Source organism: Stakelama flava (assembly GCF_019351405.1).
Taxonomy (GTDB): domain Bacteria; phylum Pseudomonadota; class Alphaproteobacteria; order Sphingomonadales; family Sphingomonadaceae; genus Sphingomonas; species Sphingomonas flava_A.
Window position 1 is genome coordinate 1 of record NZ_JAHWZX010000001.1, and the last position, 13,494, is coordinate 13,494.

Consider the following 13,494-nt stretch of genomic DNA (forward strand, 5'->3'; position numbering starts at 1 on the left):
AGGCATGGCAGCGCCTGTCCGCCGGTGAGGGCACGAAAGGCGCCCGGCTTCACGACTGGGCCTATTGCGAACTCGCCGATCTCGATGCCGAAGACTATGATGAGACGAAGACGGGCCTTTGGACCCGAGGCCTCCTGATCCGTCGCAATATCAGCGACGGCGATCTCGCCTTCTTCGCGACCTGGTGTCCGGCCGGGACAGGAATACCGACGCTTGTTTCCGTCGAAGGCCATCGCTGGGCGATCGAAGACAGCTTCGAGACCGCCAAGAATGAACTCGGCCTCGACCATAACGAGACGCGATCCTGGCACGGCTGGCATCGCCACGTCTCGCTGGTGCTGCTCGCCTTTGCCATGATGGCTGTAGTCCGATACCGCGCCAACAACACCACGCCCCCAAAAAGACCGAAGATGCCCGCCATCAGGAGTTGATCCGCTGGTCCGTTCAGGAGGTCCGGCGCATCGCCGTCAAACTCGCTCAACGCCAGATCGAGCCTGCCTGCATCATCGCCTGGTCATGCTGAAGGCGAGCTCATCAAGCCGCAGCAAAACCGGCTCACCTCAAAACCAAATTGCAACTGTAATGATAGCTGACGAGTGGATACCTCGGCCTTGCCTGCCAAATCGAGCTGGCCCAATCGACGTCGTCCTCACCAGGCGCTTACCGCTGTTGGTTTACTGCGCTCCAGCTAAGCTCTGTGTTTGCTACGGAGCTTGCAATACAAACATCATCAATCGACAAACGCGCGTTCGATCACATAGCTTGCCGGGCGCGAGTTGGACCCTTCGACGAATCCCGCTTGCTCCAGCATGGCGGCGGTGTCGCGGATCATCGCGGTTGATCCGCACAGCATTATCCGGTCTCCTTCGGGGTGGAAACGCCGCGGTCCTTCCAGCGCCAGCGGAAACAGGTCACCGCTCTGGGCAAGCGCTCCGATACGGCCAGACGTGTGGAACGGTTCGCGGGTAACGGTCGGCACATAATGGAATTGCAGCGCCGCCTCTTCGCGGATCAGCGGATCGCCAGCCCATAGCGCGACCTGATCGTCGTGAAAGGCAAGGTCGCTGACCCGGCGCACCGAATGGACAAGGATTACCTGTTCAAAGCGGGTATAGATTTCGGGGTCGCGCGCGAGGCTTAAAAACGGCGCAAGGCCGGTTCCGGTCGAAAGCAGAAACAACCGCTTCCCGCCCAGCAGCGCGTCAGCAACCAGCGTGCCGGTGGGCTTCCGGCCCAGATATAGCTGGTCGCCCGGCCGAACCGATTGCAGCCGCGACGTCAGCGGGCCTTCCGGTACCTTGATCGACAGGAAATCAAGATTGTCTGCCCAGGCGGGGCTGGCGATCGAATAGGCACGCATCAGCGGCTTGCCGTTCTCCTGAGGCAGGCCGAGCATGACGAATTCGCCCGACCGGAAACGGAATGAAGCGGGACGAGCCACCGAAAAGGAAAACAGGTGTTCGTTCCAATGCCGTACCGCCGTCACCGCTACGGTATGAAACGCGGGATGCTCGGCGATGAGATGCGGTAGGCGTCGTTCCAAATTCATGCGGGGTCCTCCATCAGCACTGCCCCAATGGTCTCAACCGCTGCGTGCAACCGGGGCACCGCCGCGTCCGCGACCAGGCTGGCGCATATCGACCACAGGCGCGCAGGGTCCCCACCCCGGCCGAACGCGAACAGGGTAAGCAATCGCGCCTCGTCGTCCGTCACCCGGCGGCAACAGGCGGGCGCAAAGCGAAACCGGGTGATGCCGCTGCGATCCAGCATCGCCATCGCGCTGCCGAAATCGTTCAGCACATCCTTCACGCCGCGTGCGTCGAACCCGGCCGACAATGTGGCACACAGACAGCGCCCGCTACGCGCTGCGCCGACCCATTGCCGCATGGCGGAAAGCATGAAGCGATCGGCTTCGGCAAGGTCGGACACCCGCCGATCCAGATAAGCGTACATAAAGGCATCTCCGATGATAAGGACAGGGCTGAACGTCAGCTGTCGAAGGGGCAGGAAGCGCGCTCACGCAAAACATCGGTGCATTGCCGTCCGCACAACCGATTGGCAGTACGCACGGCCCAGGCAAGCGCCCCCGGAAGCCCATGCGGCACGGCCGCGCTTCCGCAATGCGAACCGACATCACCGACGCTGGCGAGCAACAGGAGCATCGCTTCCTCGTCATCGCTCAACCATTTTGCGGTTTCCGGTTCCGCGACCAGCGGACGGCCCAGACAGGCCTCGGCCAGTTCGAAAACGCTGGTCAGGGCGATTACCGCATGCGCCCCGACATGGTGGGCGTCGGCGAACGCCGTCATGACTGGGAGCATCGGTCCATTCCGATTGCCGCAATAGCAGCGCAGCGCCTGAACGACGATATCGTCCTGCGCCGATGCAGGTTTGATCGTTTCGATATAGGCCATGTCCGGTTCCCCTTGGCTATCGAATACCGACTTTAATGCGACCGACTATCATTAGCAACATAAAGAACGGCAACTGCTCCGATTTTCCGCCCACTCTGTCCGGAACTATCCCCCTGCCGCATCTTCATCTCGGCGCGGTGTTCAGTTGCTGAGTGGCTGCCTTGCCGACCAGACGCTGTCGCGTGGCCCCCTGGCAGAACGCCGAACGGCATGGCTGCGCAGGATCAATATGCCGGCGGCGAGCGAAAGCGCCGTCAAATTCAGCAGATACGCCGGTTCTCCACCTGCACACAAATCGCTGAGCGATACAGTCGCAATCGCCGCAGCAGTGACCAGCAACAATTCGCCGCCGGATTTTGCCGCCCCGCGCATCAGCGCCCATGCGGTGATCCCAATAAAGACCAGGTAATATAACGCGCTGATCCCGGCATATGTGGCGACCAGCCCAAGTCGGGCACCCGCCATTGAGATCGCAATTCCCGATACGCAGCCAAGCGGTATTCCCAGCGTCAGGCTGGCGAGGATACGGGTAGCGCGTGTCTGCACCACTGCACCTGCCTTGCGCTCCTTTCGACGGCGCGATTCGATCCACAGAAGGTTGCCGGTGTAAAACAGGAATGCGCCCGCCATCCCCAGCAGGAAATAAGCCCATCGGATCGTCACGCCGCCGAAGCTGCCGAAATGCAGCGCGAAGAAACTGGTAATCGTCGCGCCCCAGCCATCCTGCATGCCCGGCATATAATCCTTGCCAGTAATCCGGCCATCATACGGATCAAGGAACGCAAGGCTGAAGGCCGGACCGCGCATTGCATAGCGTGGATCGGTCCCGCGGACGAGCAGTGTCGCCGCCCCGCCCCGCCCCTTGCCATAGGTCAGCATTATGGGCGTGAACCCCGGTGCCTGCGCCTTTATCCGTTTGACCGCCTGCACAGGTGTGAGCAACGACCGGGTTTCGGGCGATGGCGGCGCGGCGGATCGGGCGGGCGGCGCTTCGGCTTTGGAAAATGCAAGCGACTGCGCATCGTAAAACTGGTCGTGAAAGGCGAACACGACCGACGTCAGCGCCATGATCAGATGGAACGGCAGGCTGAGCACGCCCAGCACGTTGTGGACGTCGAGCCACATGCGCTTGACGTTGGAGCCGACACGCACGGTGAACAATTCACGCACGATCTTGGGCAGCAGGATGATGACGCCCGAAACGAGAGCAATGACATAGAGCAGCGCGATCGCGCCCATGATCGGCATCGAAACGTCGTGGCTGAACGGCAGACCGACCTGCTGGTGCAATATATCAATGAAGTCCGCCACCGGAGAGGGGCCGTCGCTCGTCACCTGAAGCGTGCCGTCAGCGGCGAAACCGGCGTAGAAGGTTTCCTGCGGACCATGCTCGCCGCGCGGCGGACCGGGGGACCAGCTGACCCTGCCGGGCACATCCGGCCCGGTCGTCAGATGGATGGTATAGTTCTTCGCCGCTTCGGGATGCGCCTTCAGCACCGCCTCAACCAGCTTCGGCGTCTCCGCGAGCGAGGGCGGCGGCGCCAGCTTGACCGGCGCCGATGCCCAGCGTGCAATCGGCTGTTCAAACATGGTCAGCGCGCCCGCGAAGAAAGCGATGAACAGCGCCAGGCCGGAGATAATACCGACCCAGCCATGCACTTCCTTGTACATGCGGATGATGTCGCTGCGTACTTTCACAGCGCGGTCCCTCCCAAAACATAGAGCGCTGCCCAGGCGATGAGCGCGACGATGCCGAGCAACACCCATGCCCGCAGCCCCGAGCGGAACAGGAAGCAAAAGGCAAGGATGAGGCTCCAGACCGGCGCGATCAGCCACATGGTAAACTGCCCGGTGGTCGAGAAATACGCATCGCCAACGCCGAGCGCGAGGCTGACCAACCCCGATACGCCGAGCGCGATAACGAAGCCGAGGACCAGTCCGGCGCTCGCCTTGCCGAACCAGTCGCGCGCGGTGAGTTGCGTTTTCATCGCGCTTCTTTCGTCCGCCGCCACCATGCCGCGAACAACGGCACGATGGTCCACACCAGCATGGCGATGGTGAACAGCATGAAAACAGCGCTCGCCCGCCCTGCCCAGCCGAGCAGGATCGCCAGCGCAGCAATCAGCCCGGTCACGCCCAGCGCCGCAAAAATGCGCGCTTGTCCATGTGGCGGGACGAGCCGTTGATGCGGCGAGGCAAAATAAAGCAGCATCGCGGCAAACGCGGTCAATGCCACCCCGGCGGCAGGAAGAACGAACTCCAGCGTCACCGTACCTCCCCAATCAATGCTGTCCGCCGCAGCGCGCCCGTCACCATTTGAACTGAATGCGCGCGGTCACGCTGCGTCCCTGCCCGTAATAGCAGGCGGATTCGAAGGTGCAGGTGGCGACGAAGCGTTTGTCCGCGATGTTGCGACCGTTGATCGACAGCGACAGGCCCTGCATTGCCGGATCCGCCTTGCCCAGATCATAGCGCAGAAACAGGTCGAACAGCGTATAGTCGGGAATTGCCAGCCGGTTGTCGGTCGTACCAAAGCTATTGCCGGTGTAGCGAACGCCACCACCAAAACCGAGCCCGGCAAGCGCGCCGTTTTCAACGCTATGGCTGACGAACGCGGACGCCAGCCAGTCGGGCACCTGGGGCAGATCCTTACCCTGTTCCGCCGCCGTATTGCTCTCGGTGATCTTGCTCCACTGCCGCGATGCGCTGAGGATCAGCGTGGTGCCGAACGGAAGCGACGCCCTGCCCTCCAGCTCAACGCCGCGAATGCGGGCTTCGCCAGTCTGCACAGAACAGATCGAATTTCCGCACAGCGTTCCCGCCGGATCGGTCGTCACGACATTCTGCTGGGTAATCTGATATCCGCTGAGCGTCACATAGATGTTGCGCCCCTTCTGATAGCGGACACCGCCTTCATACTGGTCGCCGGTGGTCGGCACGAAGGGTTCGCCGTCCGCGCTTGACGAAGGATCGCTCACCTGCGGCTGGAAGGACTGCGAATAGCTGAAATAGGGCGCGAGACCATTGTCGAACAGATAGACCGCGCCCGCGCGCCAGGTGAAATCGTCGGAGCTGGTGATGTACCGCACATCGGTGAGCGGGTTGTAGGTATCATCCTTGGCCCAGTCGTACCGCCCGCCGACCGCCACGCGCAGGTTTCCGATCGCCACCTGATCCTGGCCGTACACACCGGTCTGATGACTGAGCGTGTCGGTATAGATTTGCGGTGCCATGTTTTCGGCAAAGCCCTGCGTCCCGCGCGGTTGCGGATCGAAGATGTCGAGCAGCGGCGAAACCTGTCCGCGCGGATAGCCGGGAAGGCTAACCAGATCGCGCTCGTGCGACCAGTCGGTGTGGAAATAATCGACACCGCCGAGCAATGTATGGCGCACCGCACCGGTGTTCAGTTTCACTTCAATTTGGGTATCGGTCGCGAACCCGTCGGTTTCGCCGCGCCCTTCCACCGCGCGGCGGCCGATGGTCTGGCCGTCGATGCACCCCGCATAGCTTGCATAGGCGGCTTGCGTGCAATCGGTGACCGTATCACCGGACAGCACCACCACGCGGTACAGCGTGTCGATATGGGTATAGCGGCTGTTGTTGCGGACGGTTATGTGATCGCCAAACCGGTGTTCGAAAAACGATGCCGCGAGATACTGGTTGCGATCAAACACGTTCCAGCCCGGTTCGCCCAGATACGCATCATTCTTGATATAGCCGCCGTTTGTCGGGTTCAGCGATCCGGTGGCGGGCAGGAACTGGAACGTCGCGCCGCCTTCGTCGCGCTGATACTGGCCCAGCAGTGTCCAGGTGGTATTATCGTCGGGCGCCCAGGTCAGGCTGGGCGAAATATAGTAACGGCCGTTCTTGGTGCCATCAAGTTGCGTCTCGCCATAGCGGGCAAGTCCCACGATCCTGCCGCGCAACGTTCCGTCAGACGTCAGCGGTCCGCCGGCATCGGCAGCGCCCTGAAAATTCCAACGGCCAAGGTCGGTATAGCCGATCCCCTGAAACTGTACCTCGCCATGCGGAACGGCGGTGGGTCGTTTCGTGACGATATTGACGATTCCGCCCGGCGCGGTCTGGCCGTACAGCACGCTTGACGGCCCTTTCAGAACCTCGATCTGCTGCAAGGCGAAGGGATCGAAGCCCGGCCGCGTCCATTGCCCGCCCGAGGGCAGGCGAAGCCCGTCGACGAAATTGTTGTTCGACGAAAATCCGCCCGCGCCGAACCCACGCACCGAAACTTCGTCGACCCGGCTGTCCATTCCGAACGCTTCGGGCTGAACACCGGCGGTATAGGCCAATGCGTCAGCGATATTGGGCGAGGCGCGAAGGTCGATCTCCTCCCGGCTGATCACCGAAATCGTCTGGGGAGATTCAATTAACGGCGTGTCTGTCTTGGTCGTGGACGTCGCGGTAGAGAGGCCCGTGGCGGTAACGACGATTTCCTGCCGATCCTGCCCGGTATCACTGGTTTTGCTCTCCTCGGCATCGGTCGATTGCGCCTGCGCCATCGCCGGCCACGCCGCACCCAAAAACAGTATCCCGGCAATCCGCCGCATAATCTTTCCCCCTTTGCAGAATCGGATATCCCGTTCAGCATCGCTAATATTGATAGTTATTTGCAATAGCAACCCTCGTCGATATTGCCGCCTCTAACAGAGCGAAGGGAGACGCTGGCGGCTTTCGTGCGTTAGGCGGGCCGCCTGCCTCATTCTCGACATGGCATCGCGCGATGAGGCATGGCTTGCTGTGCCAAGGGGTTGGGATGAACCATTTCGTGCGTTCGCTGTGTCTACCGCTTTTGCCGCTTTGCGCGCTAAGCGCGGCCGCGCCGGCATGGGCGAAATCGTCGCCTTTCGATCTGGCGGGTCCGCGACTGCATGTCGCGGTGACGCATGATGGCGTGACGCTGCCGGTCGAATGGGTTCCGAACCTCAGTGAAGGCGACCGGATTTCGATAAAGCTCGACCGGCAGGCCGAACAATCGACCCGCTATCGGCTGATTGCCGCGTTCCTGCGCGGCGTGACCGATCGCCCGCCCAGGGACTGGTTCCATGATGCCAAAAGCTGGGAGCGCAAGAAAAACAGCCTTTCGTTGATCGTCCCTGCCGGAGCGCATCAGGTTGCGGTGTTCGTAATGCCCGAAGACGGCGGCGATGTGGATGCGGTGATCGACACCGTGCGCAAACGGCCCGGCACGTTCGTTCGCGCAACCAAGGAACTGAATCAGGCATCGCTCGACCGGGCACGGCTCGATGCGTTTCTGCGCGATGTCCGCGCGGTGGAACGCGATGATCCGAAAAAAATCGCCGACACATCGCAGGCGCTCACCCGCAGCCTGTCGATCAAGCTGAACAGCGATTGCCTTCGCCAGCCGGTTGATGTGCAGGCGGCGTGCCTTACCGATGACCGTGAAACGATGCTGCTTTCGGATACGCACAGTTCGGCGCTGACATCGACGCTGGTGGGCGCGCCGACCGATCTCGCTTTTCAGTTGAGCGCGACGCCGCAGGGCGGAAGCGGATATTACAGTTCGTATATCGGCGTGGTTCGTGACATTTTCCGTATTTTCGGGGCGTTTCAGTCGACCGAACTGCAATATATCCCAGCGCTTTCCCAACTGAACGACGGCAAGGGCGACCTGCTGCTGAACGCACCGCTTTCGTTTGGGAAACCTACCTCTGTCATGGTTGCCGCCCTGCCCGCAGTGGAGGCCCCTACCCCACCGCCGTTGCGCCCCGTCAATGCCGATCAGCCGCTGTGCGCCGCGACCGGCCTGGTCCTCCCTATGGAAGGAGCACCGTTGGTATATGCCACGCATTACGCGCGCAATCTGACCCTGCGGCTGGAAAAACAGGACGGCGGGATGGTCACGGTGCCACTGGTCCCGGACGCACGATCCGGCGGTTTCGTGGTTCGCGGCCCCCTCCCGCTTGAAGGGGTCGATTCGACGATCAAGGCACAGGTTCACGGCGACTGGGGCTTCACGCCGTTCGACGGGCCGGTTTTTTCGCTGTCCAACCCGAATGTGGGCGCATGGAAGACACGGGAAAACGCCTCGCTGGTGGTGGGACGCGATAATAACCTTATACTTGACGGCGGGGCCGCTGCCTGCGTGACCAGTGTCGAGATGCGTCAGGGAAGCGGTGGCGCGCAGCCCGTGAAGTGGTCGCTATCAGACGCGCGGACGATCGCACTCGATCTGCCGCTGTCAAAGGCATCGCCCGGCCCCGTTACCCTGACGATCGACGCGAAAGGCGTCGAAGAGCCACAGACCGTTACGCTGCCCGCGCTTGATGAGGCGGGCCGTATCGACCGGCTTACGCTGCACGCGGGTGACGATCAGGCAATCCTTGACGGCACACGCCTCGATCAGGTGCGCAGTGTTACGCTGGGCGATGTCATGTTCAAGCCCGGCACGTTGTCGCGCGATGGAAAAACGGACCGATTGACGCTGAATGCCAGTGATAGCGCATCGGTGGAGCGCCTTTCCGCCGGACAGCGGCTCCATGCACAGGTCGCCATGGCCGGGGGACGGCACATGAAGGTCGATACCGTCATCGCTTCACCGCGCCCGCAAATTTCGCTGCTGCGCATATCCGCACATCCGCCAAGCGATACCCAATCGCTGCCGATCGAACTGAGCTCGGAAAACATCATTGCACAGGATGCAGATATGACCTTCGCGTTTCACCTCGCCGATGGCCAAAGCCTGACCGGCGATGAAAAGATTGAGGTTGCCGATGCGAAGGGGGCCGCCACGGCCATGCTGACCACAGGCAAGGGCTATGATCTGCAGGACGGCCAGACCGGCATCGTATCTTTCACCCCGCGCGCATCCTTGGGACCCGTGGTGCGAGGCCCGATCCGCTTCCGGCTGGTGCGTGGCGACACCGCATCGGACTGGGTGCCGCTCGCCACACTGGTGCGGCTTCCCGAAATCAGCTCGGTCGATTGCGCATCGGTCGTTCACTGCACGCTGACGGGCAAGCGCCTGTTCCTGATCGAAAGCATCGCGGCGAACAAGAATTTCAGCGATGCAGCCAAAGTACCCGACGGGTTCACCACCAGCAGCATTCAGACGCCCGCGGCTCCCGACGGCACGCTTTTCCTGAAATTACGCGATGCGCCCGACGCCGTCGCGACGCTGCAAATCGCCAAATAATCCGGTCCCGAAACGCCTGAACTGGGTGAAAAGCGCTTCAAGCGACCTGCGGAAGACGGTCGAGATATTTGTCCAGCGTAATCGGATATTCGCGCACGCGCACGCCGGTAGCGTTGTAGATCGCGTTCGCCACCGCCGCTCCGGGTCCGCAAATCCCCAACTCGCCGACTCCCTTCGCCTTGATCGGCGACATCACCGGGTCCAGCGTGTCGAGAAACACGACATCCTGATGCGGAATATCCGCGTGCACGGGCACCTCATACTGGGCCAGATCGTGGTTGACGAAATAGCCGAAGCGCGCGTCGACGGTCAGTTCCTCCATCAACGCCGCCCCGGCGGACATCACCATCGCGCCGATCACCTGACTGCGCGCCGATAGCGGGTTCAGGATGCGACCGGCATCGCAAACCGAAAGCAGACGGCGAATGTGCGATTCGCCAGTATAGCGATCGACCGCAACCTCACAGAAATGGCCCGCATAGGTGCCCAGATCGTACTCCTTCTGGAAATCGCCATAGGTCATTTTGCCATCGGCGCTAAGCATGCCCGCATCGCGTAGCGCGAAGTTGCGATCGCCTGCCCGGACATTCCCATCGGCGAAGGTGGCGCTGTCGCCATCGAAACCCAGCTTCTCGCCGACCGCGCGGCGCAGGTTGACGCACGCGGCATAGACCCCGGCGGTGGCGCTTGCCGCACCCCATTGACCGCCCGATCCCGATGAGACCGGAAACCGCGAATCACCCAGTTCGACGCGCACCTTTTCCAGCGGCATTCCCATGGTTTCCGCCGCCGTCTGCGCGATGATCGTATAGCTGCCGGTGCCGATATCGGTCATATCGGTTTCGACGACCAGCATGCCGTCCTGCTCCAACCGGACGCGCGCGGCGGATTTGCGGATCGGTGCGCCGCGATATCCGGCCGCGACGCCCATGCCGATCAGCCAGCGTCCCTCGCTCACCTGACCGGGTTCTCCCTTGCGCTTCGACCAGCCGAACCGCTCTGCGCCTTCGCGCAGGCAGCGGGCAAGGTTTCGTTCGGAAAACCGCTTCTTCGGATTGCCGGGCACCTGCGCGGCGGGATCGTTGCGTAAACGCAGTTCGACCGGACACATTTTCAGCGCATCGGCCAATTCGTCCATCGCGACCTCCAGCGCCAGATGCCCCGCCGCCTCACCCGGCGCGCGCATTGCGTTGCCTTCGGGAAGGTGAAGCGTCGCGATGTAATTGGCAGTCATCCGATTGTCGCCCGAATACAGCTTGGGCGTCTGCGCGGTTCCGTTCTCACCATCGGTGCCGGTTATATTGCCCGACCAGTTTTCGTGCGCGATCGCGGTGATCGTGCCGTCACTGCGCGCACCCAGCCGAATACGCTGGATAGTCGCCGGGCGATGGGTGGTGTTGTTGAACATCAGCGGGCGTTGCAGCGCGATCTTCACCGGACGGCGCGCCGCTTTCGATGCCAGCGCGGCAAGCACCGCATCGGCCCGGATGAACAGCTTGCCGCCGAAACCACCGCCGATATACGGCGAATCGAGCCGGATATTTTCGGGGTCGATCCCCAATATCTTGCCCAGCGCTTCCTTCCCCCACTGGATCATCTGGTTCGATGTCCACACGGTCAGCTTCTCGCCCTCCCACGACGCGATGGTGGCATGCGGCTCCATCATTGCATGGCTTTCATCGGGCGTGTGATAGGTGGCGTCGATGGTTACGGGCGCTGCCTTATACGCCGCGTCGAAATCCCCCTGTGTGTGCGGGGCCTTGTCACCATCGGCAAGCGGCGCGTCCGGTTTTGCCTTGGCAAGGTCGTAATCGCCGTCGCTGCGTTGATAGCGGGTGCGGATCAGATGCGCTGCGGCGCACGCCTGCTCGAACGTTTCGGCAACCACGCACGCAATCGCCTGATGATAATGGGCGATTTCATTTCCGCCGAACAGCGGCGCATGGTTATATTGCGACGTGCCTACAGGCTTCGTTTCCGGGGCAGCAATGACCGCGATAACGCCCGGCGCATTGCGGGCATCCTCGACATCCATCGAGGTGATGCGGCCCTTTGCGATCGCCGACCCGACGATCCAGCCATAGGCCTGACCCGCAACGACATCATGGCGTTCATAGGCATAGGGGGCGGTGCCGGTGGTTTTCAACGGTCCGTCGATACGCGGCGTGGCTTTCCCGACCACCTTGGCCGTGTCGAACAGGTTTTTGCCCGCAGGTGCGTTGAATTCCATGACGGTCAGCTCCTTGCTTCGGCGATCACGCCGGCGAGCGTTCGCTCGGCAAGCGGAATTTTAAAGGCATTGTCGGGTGTCGGCCGGGCATCAGCGAAGGCGCGCTCGATCACCGCCTTTGCGCCGCGCGGCAGCAGCGCATCGGCTGCTTCCACCCGCCATGGCCTGGGAGCCATCCCACCGAACGCGACACGGCCCGTTCCGTCGGGCTGGATCACCGCCGCCACTGAAACCAGCGCAAAGGCATAGGACCTGCGGTCGCGAACCTTGTGATATACATGCTTCCCGCCCAGCGGTCGCGGCAGCGTGACCGCGGTTATCATCTCGCCGGGTTCCAGCACCGTTTCGATATGCGGCGTGTCGCCCCACAGGCGATGGAAATCGGCGATTCGAATGGCGCGCGTGTCGCCGCCCGGCTTCACCGTCTCCACCACCGCGTCCAGCAACCGCATCGCAACCGCCATGTCGCCGGGATAGGTGGCGATGCACTTGTCCGACGTGCCGATTACGCCAAGCTGGCGCGACGCGCCGTTGATCGCCGCGCATCCGCTCCCGGGGCGGCGCTTGTTACATGGCATGTTAGGATCATAGAAATACGGGCAGCGCGTCCGCTGGAGCAAATTGCCGCCGGTCGTCGCCTTGTTGCGAAGCTGGCCCGATGCGCCTGCCTGTATCGCGCGGGTCAGCACGGCATAATCTTGCCGAACGCGCGGATGCGCCGACAGCGTGGTGTTGCTGACCAGCGTTCCGATGCGCAGCCCGCCCTCATCGGTGTCCTCAATTTTATCGAGGCCAAGGTCCTGAACGTCGACCAGATGCGTTGGCGCTTCGATTTCCAGCTTCATCAGGTCAAGCAGGTTCGTCCCGCCGGCGATGAACTTTGCGCCCTTGGTCGCGGCCACTGCCTTCGCCGCACCCGCCGGATCGCCGGCGCGTTCATAGGTAAAAGCTCGCATGGGTTCAGCCCTCCGCGACTTCGGACATCGCGTCCGAAATGTTCGAATATGCGCCGCAGCGGCAGATGTTGCCGCTCATCCGCTCCCGCATCTCATCGCGCGTGGCGCGCATCGGACCGGTCAGATCCTCGGTTACATGGCTGGGAATGCCCTTGCCGATTTCCTCGAGCACCGAAACCGCCGAACAAATCTGGCCCGGCGTGCAATATCCGCATTGATAGCCGTCATGCTTCACGAACGCTGCCTGCATCGGATGCAGATTGTCGGGCTGGCCCAGCCCCTCGATCGTCGTGACCTCGTCGCCTTCGTGCATCACCGCCAGGCTGAGGCAGCTGTTCACCCGAACGCCGTTCACCATCACCGTGCACGCGCCACACTGGCCGTGATCGCAGCCCTTTTTCGTTCCGGTCAGCTTTAGATGTTCGCGAAGCGTATCGAGCAGCGTCGTCCTTGTATCAACGTCCAGCTTGACCTGCTTACCATTGACCTGAAACGCCACCGGCATGGTCGGGACGGTATCGGGAGGCTGCTGCGCCCGCGCCTGCGCCGGAGGGATCGCGGTTGCGGCCGCCGTGGCGGCCCCGCCCGCCATCACCTCGCGGCGTGAGACGGAGAAATTCTCACGGTCACTCATCGGGTCGCTCCTTCTGACGGGCTATGTGTTTGAAAATATATCGCTAAGATCGTCCCACTATATCAGGCCCATGCTCACCCGCAAGCAGG

At 62.1% G+C, this 13,494-nt stretch carries 11 protein-coding genes and 1 pseudogene; 2 read left to right on the forward strand and 10 right to left on the reverse strand.

Annotation, left to right across the window (positions count from 1 at the left end; all coding sequences use genetic code 11):
* Window positions 1–431: pseudogene (locus KY084_RS00005) on the forward strand (IS701 family transposase); the annotation flags it as partial.
* A gap of 299 nt (window positions 432–730) precedes the next feature.
* Here the strand turns inward: KY084_RS00005 and KY084_RS00010 are convergent.
* From KY084_RS00010 to KY084_RS00040, 7 genes are all read right to left on the reverse strand, one after another.
* Window positions 731–1,549 carry a ferredoxin--NADP reductase gene (locus KY084_RS00010; RefSeq protein WP_219236392.1) on the reverse strand — a complete coding sequence of 273 codons (819 nt, stop codon included), beginning with the start codon at window positions 1,547–1,549 and terminating at the stop codon, window positions 731–733.
* On the reverse strand, window positions 1,546–1,953 hold the full coding sequence (locus tag KY084_RS00015) for a hypothetical protein (protein WP_219236393.1): 408 nt from the start codon (window positions 1,951–1,953) through the stop codon (window positions 1,546–1,548). Before KY084_RS00015 ends, KY084_RS00010 begins: the two co-directional genes overlap by 4 nt.
* A gap of 35 nt (window positions 1,954–1,988) precedes the next feature.
* Entirely contained in the window at window positions 1,989–2,414 is a 426-nt protein-coding gene (locus KY084_RS00020) for a hypothetical protein (protein ID WP_219236394.1), read from the reverse strand.
* Window positions 2,415–2,555: 141 nt separating this feature from the next.
* Window positions 2,556–4,112, reverse strand: coding sequence for a PepSY-associated TM helix domain-containing protein (locus tag KY084_RS00025; RefSeq protein WP_219236395.1), 1,557 nt, complete (start codon window positions 4,110–4,112; stop codon window positions 2,556–2,558).
* Complete coding sequence (locus KY084_RS00030; RefSeq protein ID WP_219236396.1) at window positions 4,109–4,402, reverse strand: hypothetical protein; 294 nt, start codon at window positions 4,400–4,402, stop codon at window positions 4,109–4,111. Before KY084_RS00030 ends, KY084_RS00025 begins: the two co-directional genes overlap by 4 nt.
* The gene (locus KY084_RS00035) at window positions 4,399–4,683 is read right to left on the reverse strand and encodes a hypothetical protein (RefSeq protein ID WP_219236397.1); all 285 of its coding nucleotides are present in this window, start codon (window positions 4,681–4,683) and stop codon (window positions 4,399–4,401) included. Before KY084_RS00035 ends, KY084_RS00030 begins: the two co-directional genes overlap by 4 nt.
* 40 nt (window positions 4,684–4,723) lie before the next feature.
* The gene (locus tag KY084_RS00040) at window positions 4,724–6,979 is read right to left on the reverse strand and encodes a TonB-dependent siderophore receptor (protein WP_219236398.1); all 2,256 of its coding nucleotides are present in this window, start codon (window positions 6,977–6,979) and stop codon (window positions 4,724–4,726) included.
* Window positions 6,980–7,185: 206 nt separating this feature from the next.
* Here KY084_RS00040 and KY084_RS00045 point away from each other — a divergent pair, with 206 nt between their 5' ends.
* Entirely contained in the window at window positions 7,186–9,585 is a 2,400-nt protein-coding gene (locus KY084_RS00045; protein ID WP_219236399.1) for a hypothetical protein, read from the forward strand.
* Between the two features lie 37 nt (window positions 9,586–9,622).
* Here the strand turns inward: KY084_RS00045 and paoC are convergent, their stop codons facing one another.
* The 3 genes from paoC to paoA are packed head-to-tail and all read right to left on the reverse strand — an operon-like array spanning window position 9,623 to window position 13,405.
* Window positions 9,623–11,815, reverse strand: coding sequence for an aldehyde oxidoreductase molybdenum-binding subunit PaoC (gene paoC / locus KY084_RS00050; RefSeq protein ID WP_219236400.1), 2,193 nt, complete (start codon window positions 11,813–11,815; stop codon window positions 9,623–9,625).
* A 5-nt stretch (window positions 11,816–11,820) separates the two neighbouring features.
* On the reverse strand, window positions 11,821–12,771 hold the full coding sequence (locus KY084_RS00055) for an FAD binding domain-containing protein (protein ID WP_219236401.1): 951 nt from the start codon (window positions 12,769–12,771) through the stop codon (window positions 11,821–11,823).
* 4 nt (window positions 12,772–12,775) lie between these two features.
* Entirely contained in the window at window positions 12,776–13,405 is a 630-nt protein-coding gene (gene paoA / locus KY084_RS00060; RefSeq protein WP_219236402.1) for an aldehyde dehydrogenase iron-sulfur subunit PaoA, read from the reverse strand.
* Between the last annotated feature and the right edge of the window lie 89 nt (window positions 13,406–13,494).

What these genes read in the sequence shown, in the direction of transcription:
- KY084_RS00010 (WP_219236392.1), bottom strand. Translation starts at nt 1,549, where the DNA reads ATGAATTTGGAACGACGCCTACCGCATCTCATCGCCGAGCATCCCGCG.
- KY084_RS00015 (WP_219236393.1), bottom strand. Translation starts at nt 1,953, where the DNA reads ATGTACGCTTATCTGGATCGGCGGGTGTCCGACCTTGCCGAAGCCGAT.
- KY084_RS00020 (WP_219236394.1), bottom strand. Translation starts at nt 2,414, where the DNA reads ATGGCCTATATCGAAACGATCAAACCTGCATCGGCGCAGGACGATATC.
- KY084_RS00030 (WP_219236396.1), bottom strand. Translation starts at nt 4,402, where the DNA reads ATGAAAACGCAACTCACCGCGCGCGACTGGTTCGGCAAGGCGAGCGCC.
- KY084_RS00040 (WP_219236398.1), bottom strand. Translation starts at nt 6,979, where the DNA reads ATGCGGCGGATTGCCGGGATACTGTTTTTGGGTGCGGCGTGGCCGGCG.
- KY084_RS00045 (WP_219236399.1), top strand. Translation starts at nt 7,186, where the DNA reads ATGAACCATTTCGTGCGTTCGCTGTGTCTACCGCTTTTGCCGCTTTGC.
- paoC (WP_219236400.1), bottom strand. Translation starts at nt 11,815, where the DNA reads ATGGAATTCAACGCACCTGCGGGCAAAAACCTGTTCGACACGGCCAAG.
- KY084_RS00055 (WP_219236401.1), bottom strand. Translation starts at nt 12,771, where the DNA reads ATGCGAGCTTTTACCTATGAACGCGCCGGCGATCCGGCGGGTGCGGCG.
- paoA (WP_219236402.1), bottom strand. Translation starts at nt 13,405, where the DNA reads ATGAGTGACCGTGAGAATTTCTCCGTCTCACGCCGCGAGGTGATGGCG.